This window comes from Streptomyces antioxidans (assembly GCF_000968685.2).
Classification (GTDB): domain Bacteria; phylum Actinomycetota; class Actinomycetes; order Streptomycetales; family Streptomycetaceae; genus Streptomyces; species Streptomyces antioxidans.
In genome coordinates, this window is record NZ_LAKD02000033.1 from 59,853 (window position 1) to 85,347 (window position 25,495).

The 25,495-nt window shown below is 70.6% G+C and carries 27 protein-coding genes and 7 tRNA genes; 15 read left to right on the top strand and 19 right to left on the bottom strand.

Annotated features, from left to right (window positions below; genetic code table 11):
* Positions 1-5 precede the first annotated feature (5 nt).
* Positions 6-2,213 carry an elongation factor G-like protein EF-G2 gene (locus VT50_RS14475; RefSeq protein WP_046087688.1) on the top strand — a complete coding sequence of 736 codons (2,208 nt, stop codon included), beginning with the start codon at positions 6-8 and terminating at the stop codon, positions 2,211-2,213.
* 301 nt (positions 2,214-2,514) lie between these two features.
* Positions 2,515-4,167, top strand: a complete 1,653-nt coding sequence (locus VT50_RS14480) for a hypothetical protein (RefSeq protein WP_206269410.1) — start codon at positions 2,515-2,517, stop codon at positions 4,165-4,167.
* Between the two features lie 56 nt (positions 4,168-4,223).
* Here the strand turns inward: VT50_RS14480 and VT50_RS14485 are convergent, their stop codons facing one another.
* The 4 genes from VT50_RS14485 to VT50_RS14500 all read right to left on the bottom strand — a co-directional run bounded on the left by VT50_RS14485 (position 4,224) and on the right by VT50_RS14500 (position 8,895).
* Positions 4,224-4,784 carry an HIT family protein gene (locus VT50_RS14485; protein WP_046087686.1) on the bottom strand — a complete coding sequence of 187 codons (561 nt, stop codon included), beginning with the start codon at positions 4,782-4,784 and terminating at the stop codon, positions 4,224-4,226.
* Between the two features lie 124 nt (positions 4,785-4,908).
* Positions 4,909-6,888, bottom strand: a complete 1,980-nt coding sequence (thrS, locus tag VT50_RS14490; protein ID WP_046087685.1) for a threonine--tRNA ligase — start codon at positions 6,886-6,888, stop codon at positions 4,909-4,911.
* A gap of 226 nt (positions 6,889-7,114) precedes the next feature.
* Positions 7,115-8,317: a hypothetical protein gene (locus VT50_RS14495; RefSeq protein ID WP_107424802.1), complete on the bottom strand. Its 1,203-nt coding sequence runs from the start codon at positions 8,315-8,317 to the stop codon at positions 7,115-7,117.
* The gene (locus VT50_RS14500; RefSeq protein ID WP_046087740.1) at positions 8,317-8,895 is read right to left on the bottom strand and encodes a DUF4365 domain-containing protein; all 579 of its coding nucleotides are present in this window, start codon (positions 8,893-8,895) and stop codon (positions 8,317-8,319) included. The genes VT50_RS14495 and VT50_RS14500 overlap by 1 nt, the downstream gene beginning before the upstream one ends.
* Before the next feature lie 161 nt (positions 8,896-9,056).
* Here VT50_RS14500 and VT50_RS14505 point away from each other — a divergent pair, with 161 nt between their 5' ends.
* The gene (locus VT50_RS14505) at positions 9,057-9,782 is read left to right on the top strand and encodes a 3'-5' exonuclease (RefSeq protein WP_046087683.1); all 726 of its coding nucleotides are present in this window, start codon (positions 9,057-9,059) and stop codon (positions 9,780-9,782) included.
* 70 nt (positions 9,783-9,852) lie between these two features.
* On the opposite strand, the gene VT50_RS14510 is transcribed toward VT50_RS14505, so the two are convergent.
* The 5 genes from VT50_RS14510 to VT50_RS14530 all read right to left on the bottom strand — a co-directional run bounded on the left by VT50_RS14510 (position 9,853) and on the right by VT50_RS14530 (position 11,912).
* A complete protein-coding gene (locus VT50_RS14510; protein WP_046087682.1) occupies positions 9,853-10,224 on the bottom strand; it encodes a VOC family protein in 372 nt (123 codons plus the stop codon).
* 133 nt (positions 10,225-10,357) lie between these two features.
* A tRNA-Val gene (locus VT50_RS14515) sits at positions 10,358-10,432 on the bottom strand.
* 66 nt (positions 10,433-10,498) lie between these two features.
* Positions 10,499-11,011, bottom strand: coding sequence for an SRPBCC family protein (locus VT50_RS14520; protein WP_046087681.1), 513 nt, complete (start codon positions 11,009-11,011; stop codon positions 10,499-10,501).
* Positions 11,012-11,318: 307 nt separating this feature from the next.
* A tRNA-Val gene (locus tag VT50_RS14525) sits at positions 11,319-11,390 on the bottom strand.
* A gap of 66 nt (positions 11,391-11,456) precedes the next feature.
* On the bottom strand, positions 11,457-11,912 hold the full coding sequence (locus tag VT50_RS14530) for a TIGR02611 family protein (RefSeq protein ID WP_046087680.1): 456 nt from the start codon (positions 11,910-11,912) through the stop codon (positions 11,457-11,459).
* A 190-nt stretch (positions 11,913-12,102) separates the two neighbouring features.
* Here VT50_RS14530 and VT50_RS14535 point away from each other — a divergent pair, with 190 nt between their 5' ends.
* Together VT50_RS14535 and VT50_RS14540 are read left to right on the top strand one after the other, a co-directional pair.
* Positions 12,103-12,516, top strand: coding sequence for an SsgA family sporulation/cell division regulator (locus tag VT50_RS14535; protein WP_003959770.1), 414 nt, complete (start codon positions 12,103-12,105; stop codon positions 12,514-12,516).
* A 298-nt stretch (positions 12,517-12,814) separates the two neighbouring features.
* The gene (locus VT50_RS14540) at positions 12,815-13,384 is read left to right on the top strand and encodes a CGNR zinc finger domain-containing protein (protein ID WP_046087679.1); all 570 of its coding nucleotides are present in this window, start codon (positions 12,815-12,817) and stop codon (positions 13,382-13,384) included.
* Positions 13,385-13,474: 90 nt separating this feature from the next.
* Here VT50_RS14540 and VT50_RS39605 read toward each other — a convergent pair whose 3' ends face one another.
* Positions 13,475-13,648, bottom strand: coding sequence for a hypothetical protein (locus VT50_RS39605; RefSeq protein WP_167396601.1), 174 nt, complete (start codon positions 13,646-13,648; stop codon positions 13,475-13,477).
* A 68-nt stretch (positions 13,649-13,716) separates the two neighbouring features.
* Positions 13,717-14,193 (bottom strand): hypothetical protein, encoded by a 477-nt coding sequence (locus VT50_RS14545; RefSeq protein ID WP_063893231.1) that lies wholly within the window; start codon positions 14,191-14,193, stop codon positions 13,717-13,719.
* Between the two features lie 133 nt (positions 14,194-14,326).
* Here VT50_RS14545 and VT50_RS14550 point away from each other — a divergent pair, with 133 nt between their 5' ends.
* The gene (locus VT50_RS14550; protein WP_046087678.1) at positions 14,327-14,842 is read left to right on the top strand and encodes a DsbA family protein; all 516 of its coding nucleotides are present in this window, start codon (positions 14,327-14,329) and stop codon (positions 14,840-14,842) included.
* Between the two features lie 29 nt (positions 14,843-14,871).
* Here the strand turns inward: VT50_RS14550 and VT50_RS14555 are convergent, their stop codons facing one another.
* The 3 genes from VT50_RS14555 to VT50_RS14565 form a co-directional block, all read right to left on the bottom strand.
* Entirely contained in the window at positions 14,872-15,717 is an 846-nt protein-coding gene (locus VT50_RS14555; protein ID WP_046087677.1) for a GNAT family N-acetyltransferase, read from the bottom strand.
* A gap of 100 nt (positions 15,718-15,817) precedes the next feature.
* On the bottom strand, positions 15,818-16,645 hold the full coding sequence (locus VT50_RS14560; RefSeq protein WP_046087676.1) for an aminotransferase class IV: 828 nt from the start codon (positions 16,643-16,645) through the stop codon (positions 15,818-15,820).
* Entirely contained in the window at positions 16,642-17,751 is a 1,110-nt protein-coding gene (locus VT50_RS14565; RefSeq protein WP_046087675.1) for a chorismate-binding protein, read from the bottom strand. Before VT50_RS14565 ends, VT50_RS14560 begins: the two co-directional genes overlap by 4 nt.
* Positions 17,752-17,911: 160 nt before the next feature.
* Here VT50_RS14565 and VT50_RS14570 point away from each other — a divergent pair.
* The 5 genes from VT50_RS14570 to VT50_RS14590 all read left to right on the top strand — a co-directional run bounded on the left by VT50_RS14570 (position 17,912) and on the right by VT50_RS14590 (position 18,336).
* Positions 17,912-17,984: transfer RNA gene (locus VT50_RS14570), tRNA-Gly, on the top strand.
* A 28-nt stretch (positions 17,985-18,012) separates the two neighbouring features.
* Positions 18,013-18,083: transfer RNA gene (locus VT50_RS14575), tRNA-Cys, on the top strand.
* 1 nt (position 18,084) lies between these two features.
* A tRNA-Val gene (locus VT50_RS14580) sits at positions 18,085-18,156 on the top strand.
* Positions 18,157-18,181: 25 nt separating this feature from the next.
* Positions 18,182-18,253: transfer RNA gene (locus tag VT50_RS14585), tRNA-Val, on the top strand.
* An 11-nt stretch (positions 18,254-18,264) separates the two neighbouring features.
* Positions 18,265-18,336 (top strand) — tRNA-Val (locus tag VT50_RS14590).
* Positions 18,337-18,411: 75 nt separating this feature from the next.
* Here VT50_RS14590 and VT50_RS14595 read toward each other — a convergent pair.
* From VT50_RS14595 to VT50_RS14615, 4 genes are all read right to left on the bottom strand, one after another.
* Positions 18,412-18,699: a TFIIB-type zinc ribbon-containing protein gene (locus tag VT50_RS14595; protein ID WP_046087674.1), complete on the bottom strand. Its 288-nt coding sequence runs from the start codon at positions 18,697-18,699 to the stop codon at positions 18,412-18,414.
* Positions 18,700-18,777: 78 nt separating this feature from the next.
* Positions 18,778-19,782, bottom strand: coding sequence for a phosphotransferase (locus tag VT50_RS14600; RefSeq protein WP_053048652.1), 1,005 nt, complete (start codon positions 19,780-19,782; stop codon positions 18,778-18,780).
* Between the two features lie 225 nt (positions 19,783-20,007).
* Positions 20,008-20,451 carry a hypothetical protein gene (locus tag VT50_RS14605; RefSeq protein WP_046087673.1) on the bottom strand — a complete coding sequence of 148 codons (444 nt, stop codon included), beginning with the start codon at positions 20,449-20,451 and terminating at the stop codon, positions 20,008-20,010.
* A 480-nt stretch (positions 20,452-20,931) separates the two neighbouring features.
* The gene (locus VT50_RS14615; RefSeq protein WP_046087672.1) at positions 20,932-22,290 is read right to left on the bottom strand and encodes an NsdA family TPR-like regulatory protein; all 1,359 of its coding nucleotides are present in this window, start codon (positions 22,288-22,290) and stop codon (positions 20,932-20,934) included.
* A gap of 153 nt (positions 22,291-22,443) precedes the next feature.
* Between VT50_RS14615 and VT50_RS14620 the strand changes: the two genes are divergently transcribed.
* From VT50_RS14620 to VT50_RS14635, 4 genes are all read left to right on the top strand, one after another.
* The gene (locus tag VT50_RS14620) at positions 22,444-22,884 is read left to right on the top strand and encodes an ATP-binding protein (RefSeq protein ID WP_046087671.1); all 441 of its coding nucleotides are present in this window, start codon (positions 22,444-22,446) and stop codon (positions 22,882-22,884) included.
* A complete protein-coding gene (locus tag VT50_RS14625; protein WP_053048651.1) occupies positions 22,881-23,357 on the top strand; it encodes a hypothetical protein in 477 nt (158 codons plus the stop codon). The genes VT50_RS14620 and VT50_RS14625 overlap by 4 nt, the downstream gene beginning before the upstream one ends.
* A 182-nt stretch (positions 23,358-23,539) precedes the next feature.
* On the top strand, positions 23,540-24,655 hold the full coding sequence (locus VT50_RS14630; RefSeq protein WP_046087669.1) for a hypothetical protein: 1,116 nt from the start codon (positions 23,540-23,542) through the stop codon (positions 24,653-24,655).
* Entirely contained in the window at positions 24,652-25,008 is a 357-nt protein-coding gene (locus tag VT50_RS14635; RefSeq protein WP_046087668.1) for an ASCH domain-containing protein, read from the top strand. The genes VT50_RS14630 and VT50_RS14635 overlap by 4 nt, the downstream gene beginning before the upstream one ends.
* Before the next feature lie 180 nt (positions 25,009-25,188).
* Here the strand turns inward: VT50_RS14635 and VT50_RS14640 are convergent, their stop codons facing one another.
* Positions 25,189-25,407: a hypothetical protein gene (locus tag VT50_RS14640; protein ID WP_046087667.1), complete on the bottom strand. Its 219-nt coding sequence runs from the start codon at positions 25,405-25,407 to the stop codon at positions 25,189-25,191.
* Positions 25,408-25,495: the final 88 nt, after the last annotated feature.

Here is a 25,495-nt window from a genome sequence, read left to right on the forward strand (position 1 = left end):
GACACATGGGCGACAAGACGAGTACCCACCCAGGGGCCGCCGGAAGGGCAGTGGCGGCCGACCGGCCCAGCTCCCTGCGGAATGTGGTTCTGGTCGGCCACAGTGGGACCGGAAAGACGACGCTGGTGGAGGCCCTCGCGCTGGCGACGGGCGCGGTCAACCGGGCAGGCAGGGTCGAGGACGGCGGCTGTCTCTCGGACTACGACGATATCGAGCACCGGCAGCAGCGTTCGATCCAGCTGTCGCTGGTCCCCGTCGAATGGGGCGGGATGAAGATCAATCTCCTGGACACCCCCGGCTATGCCGATTTCGTCGGGGAGCTCAGGGCCGGTCTGCGAGCGGCGGACGCGGCCCTTTTCGTTGTCTCGGCCGCCCAGGACGCCCTGGGGATCACCGGGGCCACCCGCATGATCTGGGACGAGTGCGCCGCGGTCGGGATGCCGCGCGCCATCGTGATCACCCATCTCGAAGCGGCCCGCGCCAGCTTCGAGGAGATGACCGAGCTGTGCCGGGACAGCTTCGGCGGCGACGACCCCGACGCCGTACTGCCGCTGTACCTGCCGCTGCGCGGCGAGCCGGGACCGGACGGACACTCCCCCGTGACCGGGCTCATCGGGCTGCTCACCCAGCGGGTCTTCGACTACTCCTCCGGGGTGCGCGCCGAATCGCCGCCCCGGGAGGACCAGCTGCCGCTGGTCGAGGAGGCCCGCGGCCGGCTCATCGAGGGGATCATCGCCGAGAGCGAGGACGAAACCCTCATGGACCGCTATCTCGGCGGGGAGCAGATCGACGTCAAAACGCTGATAGAGGACCTGGAGAAGGCCGTCGCACGCGGCAGCTTCCACCCCGTGCTGGCGGCGGCGCCCGCCGCGCCGGGGTCCAAGCAGGGCCTGGGCACCATCGAACTGCTGGACCTGGTGACCGGCGGCTTCCCGTCCCCGCTGGAGCGCGAGACGCCCGCGGTGACCACTCCGCAGGGCGCCGCGCGCCCGCCGCTGAGCTGCGATCCGAACGGTCCGCTGGCCGCCGAGGTGGTCAAGACCTCCTCCGATCCGTATGTCGGCCGGATCTCCCTGGTGCGGGTCTTCTCCGGCACCCTCCGCCCCGACGAGACCGTCCATGTGTCCGGACACGGTCTGGAGGACCGCGGCCACGAGGACCATGACGTGGACGAGCGGGTCGGCGCCCTGTCCGCGCCCTTCGGCAAACAGCAGCACACCCTCCCCCAGGCCATCGCGGGCGATCTGGCGTGCGTGGCCAAGCTGACCCGCGCCGAGACCGGGGACACCCTCTCGTCCAAGGACCAGCCGCTGCTGATGGAGCCCTGGCAGATGCCGGATCCGCTGCTGCCGGTGGCCATCCAGGCACACAGCAAACCGGACGAGGACAAGCTGTCGCTCGGCCTGTCCCGGCTGGTCGCCGAGGATCCGACGATGCGCCTGGAGCAGAACCCGGACACCCATCAGGTGGTGCTGTGGTGCCTGGGCGAGGCGCATATGGACGTCGCGCTGGAGCGGCTGCGCAGCCGGTACGGCGTCCAGGTGGACGCGGTGCCGTACAAGGTCTCGCTGCGCGAGACCTTCGGGGCGAAGTCGGCCGGGCGCGGCCGCCACGTCAAGCAGTCCGGAGGGCACGGCCAGTACGCGATCTGCGAGATCGAGGTGGAGCCGCTGCCGGAGGGCTCGGGCATCGAGTTCGTGGACAAGGTCGTGGGCGGCGCGGTGCCCCGGCAGTTCATCCCGTCCGTCGAGAAGGGCGTGCGCGGCCAGGCCGCGCGCGGCGTCGCCGCCGGATACCCCCTGGTCGATGTGCGGGTCACGCTGCTGGACGGCAAGGCGCACTCGGTGGACTCCTCCGACGCCGCCTTCCAGACGGCGGGAGCGCTCGCGCTGCGCGAGGCGGCCACCGACGCCCGGATCGATCTGCTGGAACCGGTGGTGGAGGTGGCCGTGCTGGTCTCGGACGACTATGTCGGCGCCGTGATGAGCGATCTGTCCGGGCGGCGCGGCCGGGTCGTCGGCACCGAACAGTCCGGCGGCGGACAGACTTTGATCAAGGCGGATGTGCCGGAGATCGAGATCGGTCGGTACGCGGTCGATCTGCGATCGCTTTCGCATGGCACGGGTCGGTTCAGCCGCTCCTACGCCCGGCATGAGCCGATGCCCCATCAGCTGGCCGAGCGGATGCGCGAACAGGTCGCCGCGGAGGCGTAGTTCAGGGCCCGTCCGTGAGGGAGCGCACGACGGTGTCACGGCCCGCCCGCGGCGCAGGCCACGGCCCGCCCGCCCCAACCGCGCCGGGGCGGGCGGGCCTTCGCCGTCCGGCCGTCTACGGGCCGTCCGCGCCGACGTGGGGCCGTCCACCGGCGGCTCCACGGGCGGATCCGTGGGCGGTTCCGCCGGCGGTTTTCCCCACGAGGGTTTTCCACAGGCCGCACACGCCCTGGCGACAGGTGGCGCACACCCCGGATACGCTGAGGTCGCAGCGCAAGAGCGTGCCGTATTGGGGGCGTTGGTGACGGACGGATTCGACTTCAGTCCCGGGGCGCAGGTTCCCCTGTCGGGAGCGGCGGGGCAGACGGCGGCGACGCAGGCACTCGCGTCGGCCGCCTACCGCGACGACCCCGTGGCAAAGTTGCTCGACGCCAATTCGGAGTGGACGGTCTCGGAGGTCAAGAAGCCGAGGATCTCGCTCTTCGAGCCGAATCTGGGCGAGGCGTTCGCGCGCGCCGTCCAGACCAGAATGCTCGGCGGCGGCCGGGGCCAGGTGATCCAGTCCTTCGGCATGGAGCCCCAGACGGTCGTCGAGCACTGTCTGGCCGCCAACCGCATCCGCAAGACCCGTGACGCCCGGCTGACCGCCGTCATGGTGATCTTCGGGCTGCTGTTCCTGCCCGGGGTGCTGCTCTGGCTCGGCGCCTTCCAGCTGCGCCGCTCGGTCGCCGGGGCCCAGGACAAGCGGATGGGCGCGCTCGGCACGGCACTGCTGGTGGCGCTCGGCGTGATGGTCGTCATCTTCCTGGTCAAGCTGCCCTTCGGAGGCTTCTGGGGGATCTACCTCCGGGGCGTGGTGATAGCCCCGATCATCGGCTGGTACATCGCCAAGCAGATCTGCGAGCGTACCGCCAAGGACCTCCGGGACTCCTGGGGCGGGCTGCTCTCCGGCGGCGGCGTCGGCGCCAAGGTGCCCGAGACGGTGCCCAACCACCCGGGCCAGACCGCCGCCGAGGAGCTGCGCAAGGCGCTCCACAAGCTCACCGCCGAGCAGTACAGCAATGTGGTCTTCTACGCCGGTCCCAAGGGCATATTGGGCATGGGCACCCGCTGGGGCAGCTGGCAGCTGGCCGAGGACCTGGTCTCGGCCGACCCCGACAAGGAGATCGACCCCTTCCGCAGCTGGGACGTCATACGGGCGATCCATGACCAGCTGCGCATGCTGGAGCGCACCCCGCTGCACACCGGCGGCTTCCCCACCCCCTCCGTGCGCCACTGGGTGGTCTCGCCGATCGGCGAGGGGGCCAAGGCGGTCGAGCGCGGCGGCACCTCCGAGGAGGAGGGCTTCCAGATAAAGGGCGTCGAGCTGCAGCGGATCTGCGACCAGCAGCAGTTCGGCGCCGGTGACCGGCACTACCTGGGTGTGCAGTTCGTGCTCTGGGACGGCCAGTTGGTGATCACCCTGATGATCACGGTGACCCTGCTGCACAAGACGCTGCGGATCGAGGTCACCGGGCATGCTCTGGGGCCGGTGCACCCGCTGTTCACCAGCAAGCCCTCGGCGCCCAGCAAGACGGTCTCCAAGACCTTCCGGTTCTGGGAGACCAAGTCCATCCCGCTGCCGCTGGTGAACACGAAGGAGGTCGTGCGACTGACCGCGCGCGCCCCCTTCACCTGGTACCCGCCGATCCTGGACCACCTCGGGGGCAAGCTGGCGCTGCCCGAGCCGTTCGGTCTGCGGCACGCCTGGGCGGACAAGCCCTGGCGCCACCGCTTCATGGCGGACGACGCGCTGCGCGCCGCCACCCCCGTGCTGCGGGTCGTCCATGAGGCGGCCATCGGGGTGCTCAAGCACCACGGCGTGGACACCGAGCGCTTCGGCAACCGCTCGCTGGCCCTCAGCGGCCAGGTCCAGGACACGGCCCCGAAGAAGGCCGATCTGTACGACGCGTAAGGCGCTCCGCGCCCGCTGGCCGGGCTGGGCCCTGGCCCAGCCCGGCCAGTGGGTGGCTAGGACTTGGGCCAGGCGTCGGCGAGCAACCGGCGGGTGTCGGCGAGGAGTTGCGGCAGCACCTTGGTACTGCCGATCACGGGCATGAAGTTGGTGTCCCCGCCCCAGCGCGGCACCACATGCTGATGCAGGTGCGCCGCGATCCCGGCGCCCGCCACGGTCCCCTGGTTCATGCCGACATTGAAACCGTGCGCACCCGAGGCAGTACGCAGCGCGGTCATGGCGGCCTTGGTGTACTCCGCGAGCTCCACCGTCTCCTCGGCGGTGAGATCGGTGTAGTCGGCGATATGCCGGAACGGGACGACCATGAGGTGGCCGCCGGTGTACGGATACAGATTGAGCACGGCGTAGACGGACTCACCGCGAGCGATGATCAAGCCGTCCTCATCGGACTTCTCCGGAATGGAGCAGAACGGACAGCCATCGCCCGCACCCGGGCCGGTCGGCTTGTTCTCCCCCTGGATGTAGGCCATCCGATGGGGCGTCCACAGGCGCTGGAACGCGTCAGGCGTCCCCACTCCGATCTGCTGTTCCGGCTCACTCGTCATGCGGGCCAGCATATTCGCCCCGCGGGGGTGAGGAAGAGCCGAGGGGCGGCCCTGATCAGGGCCGCCCCTCGGAATCCCGGCGTCCGTGGAGACCGCTGTTGGATCAGACCCGGACCAGACCCGGACCAGACCCGGATCAGACCTGGATCCGGCGCGCCACGGCCTCGGCGATCTCGGCCAGCGCCTGGTCGACCGGGATGCCGTTCTTCTGCGAGCCGTCGCGGTAGCGGAAGCTCACCGCGCCGTTCGCGACATCCTCGTCACCGGCGATCACCATGAACGGGATCTTGGACTTCTGGGCGTTCCTGATCTTCTTCTGCATCCGGTCCGAGGACGAGTCCACCTCCATCCGCAGCCCCTTCGCCTTGGCCTGCGCGGCGAACTCCTCCAGGTACGGCACATGGGTGTCGCCGATCGGGATGCCGACCGCCTGGACCGGGGCGAGCCACACCGGGAAGGCGCCCGCGTAGTGCTCGAGCAGCACCGCGAAGAAGCGCTCGATCGACCCGAAGAGGGCCCGGTGGATCATGACGGGCTGCTGGCGGGAGCCGTCCGCCGCGGTGTACTCCAGCTCGAACCGGGCGGGCTGGTTGAAGTCGACCTGGATGGTCGACATCTGCCAGGTGCGGCCGATCGCGTCCCGGGCCTGGACCGAGATCTTCGGGCCGTAGAAGGCCGCGCCGCCCGGGTCCATGACCAGCTCCAGGCCCTGCTTCTCGGCGGCCTTGCGCAGCTCCTCCGTGGCCTCTTCCCACTGGTCGTCGCTGCCCATGAACTTGTCGGAGTCGTCCCGGGTGGACAGCTCCAGATAGAAGTCGCTCAGTCCGTAGTCGCGGAGCAGGTCCAGCACGAAGGTGAGCAGATTGTCCAGCTCATCGGCCATCTGCTCCTTGGTGCAGTAGATGTGCGAGTCGTCCTGGGTGAAGCCCCGGGCCCGGGTCAGGCCGTGGACGACGCCGGACTTCTCGTACCGGTAGACCGTGCCGAACTCGAAGAGCCGCAGCGGCAGCTCGCGGTAGGACCGCCCGCGCGCCCGGAAGACCAGGTTGTGCATCGGGCAGTTCATGGCCTTGAGGTAGTAGTCCTGGCCCTCGAACTCCATGGGCGGGAACATGCCGTCCATGTAGTGCGGCAGATGGCCGGAGGTCTCGAAGAGCTTGGCCTTGGTGATGTGCGGGGTGTTGACGAACTCGTACCCCGCCTCCTCGTGGCGCTTGCGCGAGTACTGCTCCATCTCCTTGCGGATCACTCCACCCCGGGGGTGGAACACCGCGAGGCCCGAGCCCAGCTCGTCGGGGAAGGAGAACAGGTCCAGCTCCGCGCCCAGCTTGCGGTGGTCGCGCTTCTCGGCCTCGGCGAGGAAGTCCAGGTACGCCTTGAGCTCGTCCTTGGTCGGCCAGGCGGTGCCGTAGATCCGCTGGAGCTGGGGGTTCTTCTCGCTGCCCCGCCAGTACGCGGCGGCGCTGCGCATCAGCCTGAAGGCCGGGATGTTCCGCGTGGTCGGCAGGTGCGGACCGCGGCACAGGTCCTTCCAGCACAGCTCGCCGGTCTTGGCGTCGAGGTTGTCGTACATGGTCAGCTCGCCCGCGCCGACCTCGGCGGACGCGCCCTCGGCTGCGTCCGCGGCCGACCCCTTGAGCCCGATCAGCTCCAGCTTGTACGGCTCGGCGGACAGCTCCTCGCGCGCCTCCTCGTCGGTGACCGCGCGGCGGGAGAACCGCTGCCCCCGCTTCTGGATCTCCTGCATCTTCTTCTCGATGCGCTTGAGATCGTCCGGGTGGAACGGGGTCTCGACGTCGAAGTCGTAGTAGAAACCGTCCTTGATCGGCGGGCCGATGCCCAGCTTCGCCTCCGGGAACAGCTCCTGCACCGCCTGGGCCATGACATGCGCGGTGGAGTGGCGCAGGATGTCCAGACCGTCCTGGCTGGTGATCTCCACCGGCTCGATCTCGTCGCCCTCGACCGGCTGGTACGCCAGGTCCTTGAGGTGGCCGCCCACGCGCACGGCGACGATCGAGCGGTCGCCGGTGAAGAGGTCCGCCGTCGTAGTGCCCGTGGCCACCACGCGTTCTTCCCGCTCGGAATCGCGTTGGATGATCACACGGACGTCTGACACCGGTCTCTCCTGACTGATGGATGGCTCCCCGCGGCGAATGCCGCGCAGCGTGAATCGTACCGAGCCGAAGGGCGGGACCGCGAAACGGTTGTGAACGGCGTCACCGCCCGGGGTGACGGCCTCCGGGCGCCGTCACCGTCCGGGCGGCCCCCGCCCGACGCCATGACGCCCTTGCCGCCCTTGCCGCCCGGGCCACCCCACCCCACGCCATGACGAGTAGCCGCGGTCAGGGGCCGCCGCCGCACGCCTCCTCGAAGAAGTCCAGGTTCTCCTGGAGCGACTTGACCAGCCGGTCCCGCTCGGCCTCGTCCACCTGGACCGGGGTGACGCCGCCCGCCCCGCTGAGCCGCCGGAAGCCGCCGCGGCTCTCCAGCCGCCCCCGCACCCGGATCGGCAGCCCCACCAGATGGGCATGCCCGGCGATGCGGTAGTCCTCCTCGTCCAGGGTGATCCGCACCTGTGCGACCTCCGCGCCGGAGAGCACCCGCAGCCGCACCGTCCCGGGGCCGCCGGGGCCGGTACGGCGCAGTCGCACCACCGCGCCGGTGAGGCACACCGGAACGGAGGGCTCATCCCGGACATAGCGGGCACCCGCCTCCCTCAGCCCCGGGAGGTCCCCGGGCGAGAACTCCACCGGATCGGGCCGGGCCGCGAACCCCGGCGGCGGACCGGCGGCCGGTGACCACTCCAGCGCCACCCGCGCCCCCTCGGTGCCCTGGACCAGCGCGATCACCGCCTCGGTCAGCTCACGGCTGACCCCCGCCGCGACCGCCCCGTCGTACGCCTCCATGCCGCCGGTCGTCCGGTGGTAGTCGGCGGCGTCCCGGAGGGCGTACAGCGCGCGCAGCAGGGTGACGGCGGTGGTGCGGCCGTCCTCCTCGACGGGCACGAAGACGGTCAGCTCACGGCCGCCGGACCCGGCGCCCGGGGGCCCGGTCAGCACCCGCTCCAGGGACGCCTCGGCGGCGCGGCGATGCCGGGCGCCGTAGTACCCCGCCCGGCCGCGGGCGGCGAGCGCCCCGGCCAGCAGGGTGTCCCTGGCGGCGGCGCGCAGCCGCTCCTGCGCGGTCCAGGCGGCGGTGCCACCGGGGGCTTCGGGCACCTCGCGCCGCCAGCGGATCTCGTCGCTGGGCACCGCGAGGCCGGTGAGCACCTCGCGGGCCGAGGGCGCGGCGCTGCGGCTGAGCGCCGTCAGCGCCTCGGCGAGCAGATCGCCGCTGTCGGGGAAGTCCCGGCTCTCGGGCACCAGCAGGCTGGTGCCGCCCGCGAGCCTGCCCGGCGGGGTCCAGCGGGCATACGCCCCCGGGGCGCCGCCGCGGCGGCGCCAGCCGTGCCGGGCGAGCAGGGCGCCGAGGACGGCCGGATCCACCTCGTCGGGGCGCGGGACCGCCAGGGGTGCCGGTTCGTCCTGGGGCCATGGCCGGTCCATCACGGTCTCCCTCCCGCCCCGACCCGGGTCATGATCTCGCAGAGCGCGCGGTCGTCGAAGATCCGCGAGGTCGGGATCCGCACGGTGGTCCGGCGGCGGCCCGTGACCGCGTGACCGGCCAGGTTGATCCAGTAGCAGCAGTGGCGCAGGGACAGGCGGTCATGCCCGGCCCGCAGCCAGTCCTCCTGGCCGCGCGGCACGATCATCACCACGAGGATCTTGTGCACGGAGACCGGGCTGCGGGCCAGCTTGACCAGGTGGTCGTTGTCGAGCGTGAAGGCGAAGGTCGGCCCCGGGGGGTCGGGCGCGATCTGGTACGTGGCCTTGAGCTGCACCTTGATGGTGACCTCGTCGTCCACGGCGTGGCCGGGCGCGGTGTGGCTGACGTGCCAGTCGATGCCGTGGTCGGGGAAGGGCTGGGCCAGTGAGCAGCCCGCGGCGGCGGCCACCGCGTGCAGATAGCCCACCTGAAGGGTCTCCATACAGGCGGTGGTGGCGATGTGGCCACGCACGGGAGGCGGTCCGCTCAGGGCGAGGCCGCTCACCGTCGGGGCCGGGTCGGGTGCTGCGAGCGCCATGTCCGTGACGCCTTCCGGTCGTACGCCGGGCTCGTACACCTGTGTTGTCTCCGCGTCAGGACCCCGGCAAACAGCGGCGGTTCACGGTCCTCCCTCCGGGTATCACCTGGTCGGGGCGGGACCGGATGTCATCGAGGGGACATGCACGAGGAGTTGAGGCCATGCCGTCCTGGTTCGAGGGGCCGCTCGCCGCCTTTGACACGGAGACCACGGGTGTCGATGTCGAGAATGACCGGATCGTATCGGCGTCCCTGGTGGTGCAGCGCGGCACCGGAAGTCTGCCGGAGGTCCGGCGCTGGCTGGTGAGTCCGGGGGTGCCGGTGCCACCGGCCGCCACCGAGATACACGGTCTGACCGACGCTCACCTCCAGCGTCACGGCAGATGGCCGGCGCCGGTGGTGGACGAGGTGGCACGGGCGATAGCGGAGCAGGTCGCAAGGGGCACCCCGCTAGTGATCATGAACGCGCCGTTCGATCTGACCCTGCTGGACCGGGAGTTGAAGCGGCATCGCAACTCCAGCCTGGCGGGCTATCTTTCGCTGCGCTCGATGACCGTGCTGGATCCGCGGGTGCTGGACAAGCACCTGGACCGCTATCGCAAGGGCCGCCGCACCCTGGTCGATCTGTGTGCGCAGTACGAAGTGGAGCTGACCGGCGCCCATGACGCGGCGGCGGACGCGGCGGCCGCACTGCATGTCGTACGGGCGGTGGGCCGCCGGTTCGCCTCCCGTCTGGAGACGCTGACGCCCACCGAACTGCACGCCCGCCAGACGGTCTGGTACGCGGCCCAGGCCCGCGGGCTGCAGGCGTGGTTCGCGCTCAACGGCTCGGACGAGGTCTGCGATCCGGCCTGGCCGCTGCGTCCTGACCTTCCGGCCGCGGCCTGACGCTCGAACTCGGCGCGCCCGGCCCCGGCTTGGCGCGTCCGAACGCCCCGGCTCGGCCGCGCCCCAACGCTCAGGTCCGGCGGAGCGAGAACGGGTGCCCGGCCGGGTCGGCGTAGATCCGTATGTCGCGCAGCCCACCGTTGTGCTTGGTGTCCAGCGGCCGTGCGCCCAGGTCGACGACCTGGCGCTCCGCCGCGTCGATGTCCTCCACCAGCAGGTCCAGATGCGCCTGCTGGGAGTCGTCCGGCCGCGGCCAGCTCGGCGGGGCGAAGCCGTGGTCCCGCAGGAAGGCCATCCGCGATCCGCCGGGGGCGACGATCTCGACCCGGTCGGGGGTGGTCAGCGGCTGGATCTCCGCGCCGAGCACCCGGGCGTAGAACTCGGCGAGCTCTTCGGGTTCGGCACAGTCCAAGGACAGGACGGCTGCGGTCGCGACGGCCATGAGTTCCCCTCCACATCGTCACCCACGGAAGTTTTATCCGGATACCCCGCCGCTGGCCGTACAAGCACACAAAGCCGTCCAAGCACACAAAGAAGGAGGCCGGGCCGCCTGCTGGCGGCCCGGCCTCCTGGGGTGGTGGGCGATACTGGGTTCGAACCAGTGACCTCTTCGGTGTGAACGAAGCGCTCTCCCACTGAGCTAATCGCCCGGATTGTTCCCTTCGGGGTCTGCCCGGCGGAACGACCTGAACGATACAGGTCGCGGCGGGTTTGGTTCAAACCGCATTTCCGCCGGAGGGCCCGGGGGCCGGACCGGGCGGCGCCGTCCCGGCCGGACCGGCGGGCCGCGCCGCGAGGTGCGCCCGCAGCCCCCGCAGCCCGGACCGCATCATCAGGGCGTGGTTGGCCCGGAAGACGGGGCGCCCGGGAAGCGCGAGACGGCGCAGCAGGGCCTTGCGGGCCACCACTTCCTGCTCGAAGTGGGCGCGGGTGCCGGTCCCTTGGGGCAGCACCGTCCAGCGCGCCCACCCCTCCAGATCGCCCGCGAAGCCGATCTCCAGCACGCCGTCCGCCGGGTCCTGGCGCGCCTCGCTGACGATCAGCCGCAGATCGTACGGGACGAGGGAGCGGAAGCGGGCGGCGCCGCTGCGCTCGTCGATCCGCCGGACCTCACGGACTTGGGGCCACCACCGCGGATAGTCGTCGCCGTTCGCCAGCACCGCGAAGACGGCGGCGGGCGGGGCGTCGAGGTCCCATCGGCTGCGGAAGCGGTAATGGCACCAGTCCATGCCCACAGTGTGGTCCGGCCGTGCCGGCGTGGCCAGCGTGACCGCCGGTCATTCCGGATTTCTGGAACGCGTCCGGGTCGCGGAAGAAGGCGAAGGCATTGACGCCGACCGGGCACTCCGAGGAACTTGCCGTCGATATCCCCGGCCTCCCCGGCCTTTCCTTAGCCGTCGCGGAATCCCTTCAGTCGGGGATTTCAGATCGAGCAGGAGGTTCTTTTCGCCGTATGTGCACAGAAAGGCGCAGGAGTTCCGGACCACAACGCCGAGGGCCCGGAAGGCGGATGCCTTCCGGGCCCTCGGTCCAGGGTGGGCGATACTGGGTTCGAACCAGTGACCTCTTCGGTGTGAACGAAGCGCTCTCCCACTGAGCTAATCGCCCTGGCGCACGCCCAACATTAGCGCATGCCGGACCGTGCTCATGACCAGTCCCACGACGCCGGACCGCTCATTGCTCGATCTTCCACGGCATCACGACGCCGAACTTCCACACATAGGCCGAGACCGCCACGGCGCAGATCACCACCGCGATCGTGGTCAGTATGAGATTGCGCCTGCGCACCCTCGGGTCCAGGGCACGGTGCGCCGCCTCGGTGACCTTGCGCTTGGTCCAGGCCAGCACCAGCTGGGCCCAGACGAACTCGGTCGCCCAGATCGCCATGCCCGCGAAGATCACCAGCCATCCGGGGCCGGGCAGGGGCAGCAGGACGACACCCAGGCCCACGACCCCGAGGCCGACGATGAACACGCCGACCTGCCAGCTCAGGTGGAGCGGACGGGACCGCTTGATGAACCGCGGCGCCCGGGAGCCCCATACGGGCTCCTTCTTCGGCGCATCGCCCCCCGTAGCGACCCGGGGCCCCGCTTCGGCCGCCCCGCGCCGCTCGTCACTCTCCGCATTCATGTGACCCAACTTACCTGATCGTTTGAAGTCACCGGAACGGCGGTAGCGCTCGGTCCGGAGCTGGGCCGCATGAGCTACCAGAAGAGCCGCAAAACGGTCAGAGGGGTTTACAACGGCACCGTAGGTGGCATGTCGATTTCGCCGACGTGCGAATCCCCGAGCGCACACTGAGCGAAAGGCCCTGGCGCTTATGAACACCACGGTCAGCTGCGAGCTGCACCTGCGCCTCGTTGTGTCGAGCGAATCCTCACTGCCTGTACCCGCGGGCCTGCGGTATGACACGGCCGACCCTTACGCCGTGCACGCCACCTTCCACACCGGAGCCGAAGAGACGGTCGAATGGGTGTTCGCCCGCGATCTTCTCGCCGAGGGTCTGCACCGGCCCACCGGCACCGGCGACGTCCGGGTGTGGCCGTCCCGCAGCCACGGCCAGGGAGTCGTCTGCATCGCCCTGAGCTCCCCGGAAGGGGAGGCACTGCTCGAAGCCCCGGCGCGGGCCCTGGAGTCGTTCCTGAAGCGGACCGACGCCGCGGTGCCACCCGGCACCGAACACCGCCACTTCGACCTCGACACAGAGCTCTCCCACATCCTGGCGGAGAGCTGAGACCCGGCGAGAGCTGAGCGCTCGACCGTCCGACTCGGGGAGACGGCGCGAGCCGGGGTGCGACCGCATCACACACCGACGATCCCGACCATGGCAATCCCGACAACGGCAGAGGCAGGTGACGGTGCCGTCACCGCGGCAGCACCCGCGGTGACGGCACCGTCGTGTGACCGTACGGCACCGCCGGATGACCGTCCGGGGCCGCCTGGTGAACGTCCGGGGCCCGGCAGGACTAGAGTCGGGCAGATCGAGGGCAGCCCAGGGGCAGCCGCCGACCCAGCCGGTCAGGGAGCCAATCGTGCTGATCAACCACGACACCCGGTGCGCGCTCGACGCCGTCATCGATCTGGTGAACACCGCGCCGGAGGGCGCGGACCGGGACGACCTCGCCGATGTCGACGCACTGCGCCGGTTCGTCGAGCGCAACGCCATCAGCGACATCGGCACGCTCGGGGAGCGTGACCTCACCGCGGTACGTGCCGTACGGGCGCGGTTCGCCGAGGTCTTCGCGACGGCCGGGAGCGAGGACTCCGCCCACCGCACCGCCGAACTGCTCAACGCGATGATCGCCGCGGCCGGCACCACGCCCCGGCTCACCGACCACGATGGCTACGACTGGCATGTGCACTACTTCGCGCCCGGTGCCTCGCTGGCCGACCACCTCACCGCCGACTGCGGGATGGCACTGGCGTTCCTGGTGGTGGGGGGCGAGCGGGAGCGGCTGCGCCGCTGTGAGGCGCCGGACTGCCGCCACGCCTTCGTGGATCTGTCCCGCAACCGGTCCCGGCGCTACTGCGACAGCCGCACCTGCGGCAACCGGCTGCATGTCGCGGCCTACCGGGCCCGGCGCCGCGAGGCCGCGAGCTGACCACCCGCGTACGGCGGTCGGAGGCCGCGCGGGACGCCTCGCCACCGGTGGCCGGGCCTGTCACCCTGGGTGACCGGGCGGGGTGCCGTCTCACCACCGGTAGAGGTCGTGGACGGCGGTCACGAAGAGCAGGGTGCCGATGAACGCCAGGAACAGCATCAGCGGCGGCTGCGAGAGGGCGTAGAGACAGCCACGGGCCTCGTCGCTCGGCGGAACAGGGGGTCCTTCGATGGGGGACTGCTCCCCGGGCGGTGATTGCAACATCTCGCGGAGATCATGACCTAGCCATGACCCCGCCTGCGACCAGTGATCGCTATTTGATCGGTCGCCTGTCAGATCCCGTGCTTTTTGAGTATGGCCTCGATGTCGGAGAAGTCATCTGTGCCAGAGCTCGTTCCGCCCTTGGTCTTCGGCTTCCCCGGCGCCTTGGCCGCAGTGGCTCCCCCGCCGGGCCCCAGGGCGGGCTCCGAGGCCCCCGCGGACACCCCGCCGGCACGTTCGGCGGCGGCCGCCGCGCGGCGCTCCTTACGGGTGCCGTCCTGACGGGCGCCACCGGAGCGGTGCTCGACCGCCCGCGTGATCATGAACAGCGCCCAGGAGAGGCCCAGCAGGCCGAAGCCCAGCCAGATGCTCGGCTTGAAGACCACATCGGTCAGCCAGTCCAGGACGCCGGTCAAGGCCAGGCCCAGCGGGATCAGGGCATAGGCGGCGATCCGCGCCGCCGCCAGGAACCGCTTGCGGTAGGCGGTCAGCCCGGCGATGCCCAGACCGGCCGCGGACAGCGCGGCGCAGATGGTGTCGGTCAGCATCGTTCCTCCCGCGGACTGGGCTTCCGGTATGTCCATCGTGCACCCCGTAAGGCTGCCGGGGCCATGGCCCGGGCCCGGGATCAGGGACATCTCCGGGTACGGATCGGGGTCCGGGGGCTGGAAGACTGGCCCCATGAGCCACACCGACCCCTCCCCGCGCCCCGTGCTCGACGTCTGGTGCGAGCTGCAGTGCCCCGACTGCCGTACCGCCCTGGGCGATGTGCGCGCGCTGCGCGACCGCTTCCAGGACGCGCTGGACATCCGGCTGCGCCACTTCCCGCTGGAGCGCCACCGGCACGCCCACGCGGCGGCCCAGGCGGCCGAGGAGGCCATCGCCCAGGGGCGCGGCTGGCCGTTCGTCGAGGCCGTCCTGGAGCGCACCGAGGAGCTCGGGACCCGCGGTGAGCCGGTGCTGATGGAGGTGGCCGGGGAACTGGGGCTGGACGCCGAGGAGATGGACACCGCGCTGGTCGACGGCCGACACATCCTGATCGTGGACGCGGACCAGGCCGAGGGCCGGGCGATCGGAGTCACCGGCACCCCCACGTATGTGATCGACGGCGAACGGCTCGACGGCGGCAAGAGCCAGGAGGGGCTGCGGGAGCGGGTGGAGGAGATCGCCGCACGGCTCGTCGCCGAGCGGTCCTGAAGCAGCGGCTTGCAGGGCTGGACCGGCCCTCACAGCAGCGGCTTGTAGAGCTGGTACTCGGTCGACTCGTAGCCCAGCGACTCGTACAGCCGCAGCGCGGGGGTGTTGTCACCGAAGACGTACAGGCCGAGACTGCGCGCCCCGCTCGCCAGGCTCGCGCGCTCGGCGGCCAGCATCAGGGTGCGGCCGTGTCCGTGGCCGCGGTGCTCCTCGGCGACCTCGACGGCGTAGACGTACGCCTCCCCGCTCTCGGCGGCGTCGGGCTCCCCCTCGCGCAGTGCGATCCATATGGTGCCCACGTCCGTGCCGCCGTGGGCGAGGACCCGCAGCAGGGCCGCGGGGGTGTCCGGGCCCTGCGGCAGCAGGCTCGCCTGGTCGGTGTCCGCCTTGGTCTCGGCCTGCCGCCGGGTGAGCCCCCGCGCCGCCAGTTCGGCCACGTATCGGTCCCGCTCGTGCGCCTGCCACGCCGGGTAGTCGGCCGCCGTAAGGGGACGTATCGCGCTGCCCTCGGGCAGCTCGGGCGGGTCCGTGAGCCGCTTGAGCATGTTGCGGCCGCGCTCGCGGTAGCCGAGCGCGGCCGTGAGCCCGAGTGCGGCCGTGGCCGACGCGGGGACGCTCACCATCAGCTGGGTGCAGCCCCAGCCGCGCAGCACCTCCTCGGCGGCGAGCGCCGCGACCGTGCCGCGGCCCCGGTGCCGCTCGGCCCCGTCGATGTGGAGCCGCTCGATGCGCCCGGCCGCCGGGCCCAGACGGGCGTCGGTGGCGAGGCTCACGGAGCCGACGGGGCGGCCGTTGACGCACACCTCGTACGCGCGGGCACGCCCGCCGCCGTCGGTGTGCCGTTCGGGCCCGGTGGGCCGCAGAGTGGTGGTCACGAAGGTGTTCTACCGGCCCGCCGGACGATCGTCACCCGTTTTCCGGCACGGACTGGCACGCACTGGCGCCGACGGCGCGGATCCGCCGCGATCGGCCCGCTCAGGGGTCGATGTCCGCGGCGGCCCGCTCGATGAAGATCCGCAGGGCCTCGGCAGTGACCGGGCCGGGGGCGCCGGGCAGGGTGTGACCGTCCACGCGGTGGACGGCCTGTACATCGCGGGTCGTGGAGGTCACGAAGACCTCCTCGGCCCGGTACAGCGCGTCCAGCGGCAGATCGGTCTCCTTGGCGCCCACCCACTCCAGCACCAGGGCGCGGGTGATCCCGGCGAGGCAGCCGGAGGAGAGCGGCGGGGTGTGCAGCTGGCCGTCGAGGACCACGAAGACATTGGTACCGGTGCCCTCGCAGAGCGCGCCGACCGAGTTGCCGAAAAGGGCCTCGGTGGCGTCCTGCGCGTGGGCGCGGGCGAGCGCGACCACGTTCTCGCCGTACGAGGTGGTCTTCAGACCCGTGAGCGCCCCGCGCTCGTTGCGCACCCAGGGGACGGTGACCACGGCCGTGGTGTCGGGCCTGCGGGCCGCCTCGACCAGCGCGACCACTACGGTGGGCCCGGCCGTGCCCCGGTCGGAGCCGAGCGGCGAGATCCCTCCGGTGTAGGTGATCCTAAGCCGTCCGAACGCCACGGGGTGGGCCTTGAGCACCTCCTCGCAGCCCCGCCGCACCTCGTCCAGGTCCGGCTCGGGAAGCCCCAGGCCCGCGGCCGAGCGGGCCAGCCGCCGCAGATGGCGGGTGAGGGCGAAGGCCCGTCCTTCGGTGGCCTTGACGGTCTCGAAGACGCCGTCGCCGACCGTGAGCCCATGGTCGAACACGGACACCATGGCGCTGTCCGGGTCGCAGAGTGATCCATCGAGCCAGATGGCCGGTTTCATCGCGTCGCCCTTCCCGTTGTCTGCCGTACACCCGACGTCTTCCGTACAGCCGACGTCGGATGTACACCCGGCGTCCGCTGTACACCCGACGCTACCGCGAGCAGCCGGGCGGCCTTGAGTTCCGTTTCATCCCATTCGCGCTCCGGCTCCGAGCCCCAGGTGATGCCAGCCCCGGTGCCGAACCGCAGCACGGCCCCGGCCTGGCCGCGGTCGATCCAGAAGGTCCGTATCCCGACCGCCAGCTCACCGGTGCCGCGGTCGGCGTCGACCCAGCCGATACCGCCGCAGTACGGGCCGCGAGGCGCGGTCTCCAGCTCCTCGATGACGCGCAGCGCGCTGGACTTGGGCGCGCCGGTGACCGACCCGGGCGGGAAGGCGGCCGCGAACAGTTCCGGCCAGCCGGTGCCCGGGGCGAGCTCGCCCCGCACCGTGGAGACGAGGTGGACCAGACCGGGGTGCGGTTCGACCGCGCAGAGCGCCGGAACGGTCACCGAGCCGGTGGCGCAGACCCGGCCCAGGTCATTGCGGACCAGGTCCACGATCATCACGTTCTCGGCGCGGTCCTTCTCCAGCAGGTCCCCGGGGACGCGGCCGGTGCCCTTGATGGGGCCGGACTCCACGGTGCGCCCGGTGCGCCGCAGAAAGAGTTCGGGCGAGGCCGTGGCGACCTCCACCCCGTGGGCCGGCAGCCTTACGGTGCCCGCGTACGGGGCGGGGTTGCCCAGGGCCAGCAGCGCGGTCAGCGCGTCCACATCGGCCCCGGCCGGATCGGGCAGCGGCGCGGACAGCACCCGGCAGAGATTGGCCTGGTAGACCTCGCCCGCGGCGATCCGCCGCCGGACGGTGCGCACCCCCGCGGTGTAGGCGGCCCGGTCCAGTGACGAGGTCCACTCCCCCGCCCCGGGGCCGCGCCAGCCGCCGGGCGCGGGCGGCGGCACCGGCTCGGCCCGTACGTCGCCGAAGCGAGCACAGACCAGACGGCCTTCGAAGTCCGCGACAACGGCCCAGAAACCCCGGGTGTCCAGCGCCGACGGGTCGCTGGTGACATCCCGTAGATCGGTCGCGAGCAGGCCGCCGAAGCGGGCGAGCGGGGTCAGGTCGTGCACGGTCGCGAGTCTATGGTGCCCAGGTCAGGGCGGCCCCGGGAGGGAGTGCGGCGCGCGAGCAGGGCAGCACGCTGCGGAAACGGAATTTGAGCTGGCCCCGGAATCCGCTAGAGTTCAACACGTCGCCGGGACGCGGAAGCGCCCCGGAGAAACGACACCTGCGGACGTGGCTCAGTTGGTAGAGCATCACCTTGCCAAGGTGAGGGTCGCGAGTTCGAATCTCGTCGTCCGCTCGGTGTGGGGGTTTCGACCTCCACGGCTGGTGGAGTGGCCGAGAGGCGAGGCAACGGCCTGCAAAGCCGTCTACACGGGTTCAAATCCCGTCTCCACCTCGGACGATTAGCTCAGCGGGAGAGCGCTTCCCTGACACGGAAGAGGTCACTGGTTCAATCCCAGTATCGTCCACTCGGATCCTCACGGATCCATCCCGGCGCGATTAGCTCAGCGGGAGAGCGCTTCCCTGACACGGAAGAGGTCACTGGTTCAATCCCAGTATCGCGCACGCGGTCCCGCGGACGATTAGCTCAGCGGGAGAGCGCTTCCCTGACACGGAAGAGGTCACTGGTTCAATCCCAGTATCGTCCACATCGATCGTCGGAGGGCCGGAGCGAAAGCTCCGGCCCTCCGACGTTACTCAGGCCCAGAGGCCTCTGAGGCCCCTCAGGACGAGAAGAGCATGTGCCCGAAGCCGCGCTTGTGGTGGCCGTGATGGCCATGGTGGCCGTAGTGCCCGTGCTGCGGAGCGCCCCACGCAGGTGCGGCCGGGTACGCCTGCGGGGCAGCGGGCGGAGCGGGTGGCCCGGCCTGCGTCCACTGCGACTCAAGGCGGGTCAGCGCCTCCAGCTCCCCATAGTCCAGGAAGATCCCCCGGCAGCCGCTGCACTGCTCTATCTGCACGCCATTGCGGTTGTACGTGTGCATCGGCGCATGGCACTTGGGACACTGCATGGTCCGCTCAACTCCTCATGCTTCGGACAGAGCGCGCCGGAACTCGCGTCCGGGCGCATGGACTTCACCCTACGGCCCCTATCCCGCGGCCTCCATGAAGTGGGCGATTCGGACCGACGCCGCCACCATCGCCTCCTCTGCCTCGTCCAACGCCCGCCCGGCGGCCGCCGCCTTGGCGAGCGCGAGCGCGGCGGTCTGGACGGTGAGGGCGCGGGCGGGTACGTCCAGCCGGGGCCAGGGGTCGCGCTGTCCGACGGCGCAGCCGCCCGCGGCCCGGTACGCGCCCAGGAACCGCTCCCAGTCCTCGGCGGCGAGCAGCCCGGCGGCGTACCAGGCGGCGGGGCGTGCGAGGTCCCAGGCCGGGTCGCCGAGGCCGAGGTCATCGATGTCGATCAGCCGCCAGTCGGTGGCGCGGTGGCGGATGAGCTGGCCGAGGTGGAGATCGCCGTGGCAGAGCGTGTGGGTCACGTCGCCGTCGCCGCCTTCGTCGCGACCTCCGTTGCCGTCGTTGCCGTCGTTGCCGTCGCGTCGGCCCATGCGATCCATACGGCCCGTACGCTCCGTACGGTCCACACCCCGCGCCCAGCCGGGCAGTCCGGCCCAGGCTCGCAGCACGGCCCGGGTGGCCACGCTGTCGGGGAGTGCCGCCGCCCGCAGCCGGGCGATGGCGCGGGCCGCCTTGGCCGGGCCGCGCATCGCCGGGAGCGGGCCGGGCAGTTCGGCGATCGGCACGGCGTGCAACCGGGCGAGCAGCCTCCCCGCCCCGACCCAGGGGGCGGCGTCCGGCGCGTCGGGCGCCACGGGTTCGCCGTACGGCCAGAGAGTGACCTGCCGCCCGTCGGGCAGCGCCCCCATGCCGTCGACCGGCGGCAGCAGGATCTCCGCACACCGGGGGTGGGCCGCGACGCCGAGCCGGACGGCCAGCTCGGCCGGGTCCGTGCCGGGCGGATGTGCCTTGGCGACGACGTGGCCGCACCGGACGACGGTGCCGTCCGGCCGGTCGGCCAGGACGGTCACCTCGGCGGTGGCGTCGCGCTGGGCCCGGCGAAGGGCGGTGATGAGCTGCGCCGCGGTTTGGCTCACGGCTTCCCCCATGTCATCGGCTGCCCCGGGATCGTAGCTCTTGCCACGCGGAGCGGTTCGTACGGAACGGCGAGCCCTGCTGCGTTCGGGTCCCTCGACGCCGAGACCGTCGTCCTACCGTTCTGAGGGCCACCGAGGGCGTACCGCGCCGCCATGGACCGGAGAAGGCCACGGTGCTTGACGTGGCTCGGCCGGGCCACGCTGGCCCCGGACACAGTCCGCCTCTCAGCGCGTGATCCACAGCTGTTTCGCGGGATCCCAATCAAACACGACATACTCACCGTCAACGCGGCTCACCATGGACCACGCATGCACCCCCTGTCCAAAGCGGACCAGCCCGCTGCTTTCGCCACACGGCGGATCGGCATCGCAGAGATCGGCCAGCTGTCCCAAAGCTTCAGCGGGCAGCCGCTCGGGGAGGAAGATCGTCCAGCCACGCTCGGTCTTCAGCTTGATCCACCGGCAACGGCGGCCTTGTCGGTCGGTGCGTCCATCGAAGGTACGGCGCCTGAATCGGCGTACCGCCGAGCGCGCGCCCTCATCCAAAGCACCGGCAACCCGGTTTCCGAAGTGCTGCGCCACCGCTTGTACAAACGCGCCCGCCGCCATGACCGCGCCCACTTCGGCGACCGTTGGCCAGGAACCGCCCGGCATCTCTCTCTGGGCCATATTGCAAATTCATGCGATAAACGTTGCGGTGGCGGTCGTTGGAATCGGCTCCAGAAGGCGCGATGCCCGGACAGCTCCCCAGCTGTTGCGGTAAAACACTCAGCGATGGAGGCCGGGTGGGACGACACTGTCGTACGGGTCGGCCTCGACCTCGCCGAGGCCGTCGGTCACTCCCCTTTGTGAGTCTGGCGAGAGCTACGAGAAGGGCGAAGACGGCAGCCAGAGCATCAAGCGAGTTGGCCATGGCCAGAAACATAAACCAACGCTCAGTGATCGCTCAGCAACTCACCGACGGCCCGACACGCCCGACGCCTCGACGCCCACGGCGACCGCCTCGACGCCCTCGAGCGCGCACGCTGGCCGCTCCCGTCCGTGGCCGCGCTGGTCGCCCTGTGCGGGCTGCTGCTGTCCCTATGGCAGCTCACCAGCCGATGGCCCCCTGTACGGCCGCGCGGGGGCGTCTCTGTGCGTTCCGGAGCCCTATGCCGCCGCGACCAGTTCGCGGGCCCGCTCGTTGAAGTCAGCGACGAGCCGATGCCCGCCGAACGGCTGCATGCGCCACTGTAGATCCTCGACCGCCTCGACCGCACGCGACGACTTGACCAGTCCCGACAGCTTAAGCGTCCGTAGACCCGCGGAATACGCGGCCTCGAGGTCGCGCCGTTGCAGGTGGGACACGGCAAGGGCAGCTTGCGACATCGCACCCCGGCGGGCGCGCTTCTGCATGTGCGCGTGCCCGATGGACCGGCGGGCGTGTTCCTCGGCCGCCGCAGCGTCGCCCAGATCGCGGAAGGTGTTTGCGTGCTCCCCGTGCAGGTACGCCGGATCGATGAATGCCGCCCAGTCCGGTTCCTTATCGAGGTTGACGTGTTCATACGCCCGTTCCGACTGGGCGACCGCGTGCGCTGCTGCCGACTTCTCGCCGAGCAGCGCGAGCGCCCGCGCCTCGAGGCACCACAAGTCAGCCATGCACGCCGGCGACGTGGCTCGCGACAGCCCTTGCCGGCCAGCCTGCGCGAGGCGCCTCCCCTCGGCCGGATTTCCGAGCAGCGTCGTTTGATCGGCCATGCCCGCGAGGACGTGCGCGCCGAGCGCCGGGTTCCGCGACTCCTCGGCAAGGCGCAGCGACTGGATCAAGTAGCGCTGTGCGACGCTGTGCTCGCCGTTGTCGTAGGCCATCCAGCCCAAAAGGTACGTCTGCTCTGCCGCCGCTTCGCACAGCGGACGGCGCACGTCGTCGCTATGAGCGCGGCGCAATAGCGGGTAGACGTGGGCGTTCATGTAGTCGGCGAGTACCAGCCGGCCCGACCCCCCGCCCTGGAAAATATCCATGCGCTGAAAGGTCGTGAACATGTTCTTCACCGCGGTCACGTCCTCAAGTCGCACCCGCGGGCCCCAACTCGGCTTGGGTGCCTGATCAAGGGTGTTCAACAGCCAGTCCCGCGAGGGACCCACCCCCGCGACGGCCGCAAACGGCGCGGCTGCAAGGAACTTGCGTCGGTCCACGTCAGCTCTCCCCAGGTCTGCGACGACTTCCACCGTAGCCGCGTACGAGGAGTTGTAAACGAGCGCAGCGTCGGCGGCGCCGCTGTCTCCAAGCCCGAGATCGTACGTCGTGACCCGAAAACTGAAGTGGTCCGAGAACACGCCAGCAAGGATGTCTGGAATCGAGGCACGCGGCGTCTCGCCTTGGAGCCAGCAGCGAACACGCGTCGCGTCCGGTGAAATATGCGGCTGTTTCCACTGGGTCGCCTTGGTTTTCACGCGCCGCGCCAACTCTCCGCGGCTCATGCCCGACCGGTCTAACCACTGTGCGAGCTTGTCGTTCGGTGTCTTCATGTTCAGACCCTCCTGCGACGACGGGTAGTCGAAGCAACACCCTTCGACACCCCCCAAGACGGTACCCCGACTTTCCGCACGCGTGTTGCCTAGTCAGAGGAACCACCTGGCCCGCGACCCGGGCTACGACTGTCCGCCCGTAAGGGGAGACACATGATCGAACGACGGCGGGACACCGCTCCCGTCTGCTGCGCCCCACCCGTCGGCCCCCCACCGGTACTGCTGTTGGAGAAGGATCCCGAATCGGCCCGCGCGGCACGCAAGTTCGTACGCGAGTTCATCCGGTACCACGTGCCGGACGCACCCGAGGACTATCTCGAAACCGTCGTGCTGGTGACCTGCGAGATGGTCACCAACTCGATCAGGTACGGCACCGAACCCGGCGACTCGATACGAGTCACGGTCGACGCCGACGACACCCGCACCAAAGTGGAGGTACAAGACCCGGTGAGACGCCATCCCCACCCGCGCCCCACGTCGCACGACCGCGACCGTGGACGCGGCCTGATCATCCTCGACGCCTTATGCACGGCGTGGGGAGTCACCGATGCCCCGCCCGGAAAGGTCGTATGGGCGGAGGTGAAGGCATCGTGACTGCCCCGCATCTCGACGTTCCCCCGGGCCCCGGGTTTGTCGCCACAGTGGCCGCCGCGACCGGCATTCACCGCGCCGACGGGTTCGCCCTCGCGCAGTTGCTCATCACACACCCCGGACCACGCCGACAGAACGAGTCTGCTGAGACCGTCGAAGACGGAATGCGGCGCCTCGCAACCTCGCTGCACCTTGGCCCCGGCGATAAAGAGCCGCCTGTGATCGGCGCACGGCTCACGATCCGCCGCGGGTGCGCCGCGCTGGACTACGGCCACGATAAGTACGTGATGACGATCCCCCCGCCGTCACGGGACTGGTTAGCCCTGGTCGCGCACGGAGCCCTGTGCCGCGTCTGTCTGGTGACCGCCCCGCTCGCACTGGCCGCCGACCAGGCCGAAACCGACGCGCACGTACGCGCCAGCCTCGCCCACGGTCAGGTCATGTGGGGGAGCACGTTCGCCCGCCGCCGCTTCTGATCGACCACGAAGGACGGGCCGCCCCGAGGTGGATTGGACCCCGGGCCGACCCTGGGGCCGAGCGTACAAGGTGCTCCGACGGCACACAGCGAACCGGACACCGCCGCTCGGCCCCAGCACGCCGAAGCACACCCGCCGCAATCGCGGCGCACTCCTGCCCATCTACCGAGGGGGAAGACAGGGTGACCACACACCCCGTATCACCGAACACGGTCCTCGCGAACGCGCTCAGCCGCGCCGAGGACGTGCTCACACCCCGAGTCCTCGACGCCGCGCCCGAGCGGATTGTGTTCGTCGTAGGGACGCAGATCAACGGGGCCCCGCACATCGGCACGTCGCTGGTGCAGTCCCTCACATTCGCCACGGCGGCCCGTCTCCGGGACAAGTTCGGCGTACCTGCCGAGGTCCAGTTCGGCGCGCTCGACAACGCGCCGTATGCCATCGTCACCGACCGTGAAACCGGTCACCGCTACCAGCGGGCATACGCTCAAGCGCTCGGCGAGCAGGGCATCGCCGAGCAGATCGACAAGCTGTACCGCCCGCTGTTCAACGCCCTGTCCGAGCGGCTACATGTGCCGTACTCCGTCGAGACGTATAGCCAGCAGCAGGCCGGCGAGGACTTCCGCCGCACGTGGCTGCGCGTGCTCCCACGGATGGACGCCGCCCGATGGTGGCTCGCACCATCCGCGGGCGTGGCTCACCTGCGAGTCCCCTGCCCGCGGCCCGCCTGTGGGTGGGCCGAGAAGTACGCGCAGCGCACACATGTGCAGCACGACGAGGCAGAGAGCGCGACGATCTCGGCCGTCTGCCTGCACCACGGCGAGTACGAGGTCACCATCGACCCGACCAGCGAGGGGTACCTCGACCTCGCCACGCTGTATCGCAACCTCGTGAAGGGACTCGCCGTTACCGGCACGCGCGGCACCCTGTACGTGATGGTGAAGGGCGGCGATTGGGTGTTCGGCTCGCAGTTGGTCGACGGCGCCTTACAGGCTGTCGGCCTCACCCGCGGGCAGCTGCCCGCACGTCTGTTCTGCCCGCAGATCGTCAGCGGCACAGGCGCCAAGCTGTCGAAGTCGCTCATACGGGAAGGGCGCGCGTCCTTGCCCGAGGGCGCGGCCCCTTGGATGCTCGATACTCGGGAATGGCCCGGGTCGTTGCCCGAGTACATCGACCGCCTGCTCAACACGACCGAGATCGTGCTCTCGGACCCCCGGCACTTCTTCCGCTCGTACTCCGCCGGCGAACTCGGCCGGATGATGACCGCACCAGCAGCTAGGAGCGCTTCCGCCTCATGACGGACACGGCCGCTCGCGTACGCGAGCTGAACCTCTATCGGCGATACTTCGATCTGGTCACCGCAGGCAAGAAGACGACCGAGGTACGGGTCAAGTACCCGCGTCTCGCCGATCTCGCCGCAGGCGACGTGATCCGATTCCGGATCAAGGGCACAGATGAGACGTGCGACGTGCTCGTGAGGCAGGTCACGGAGTATCCCGATTTTGAGGCCCTGCTCGACGGCGAGGGGCCGGCGAACGTCAACCCGACGGCGACCCGCGAGGAACAACTCGCGAACATCCGCACCATCTACCCGCCCAAAAAGGAAGCGCTGGGCGCCCTCGCAATCAAGATCGAACTACTCGCCCCCTGACAGCCGCGCCGCCCTCATTCCCCCGCGGGGGCCGCGGTCGTTCGCGTCGGTCCCGAAAGGCGCGATGCCCGGACAGCTCCCCAGCTGTCCGGGCATTCGTGCCGTCCGCCGCACCCCCGTCCCCACGGGGTTAATGGCCGGAAGTCCCCGGCCCGGGCCGCTCTCCCGGGCCCGGGGCGCTCAGCGCCCCAACATTCCCGCCACGGACGACGCTTGTGTGACGACGGCCTCCCAGCCGCCGAAGGTGATGATCAGGAGAATGGCCATCGGCAGCACCATCGCCGCCGCGACCAGAGGATGGCGGGTGCCGGTCCGCGGGCCGCCGAGCGCGTCCACCGCCGCGCTCACGGGCCTGCGACGACGTGTTCCGATGACCGTGCGTCCAGCCGTGTCCGCCATCGTCCCTCCTCCGTCACATCTGGGGCGGCGAGCGTCTGACCTCGGGGGACGAGTGCTGCGCCCGCCGCTTGACGACAACATTAGGCGC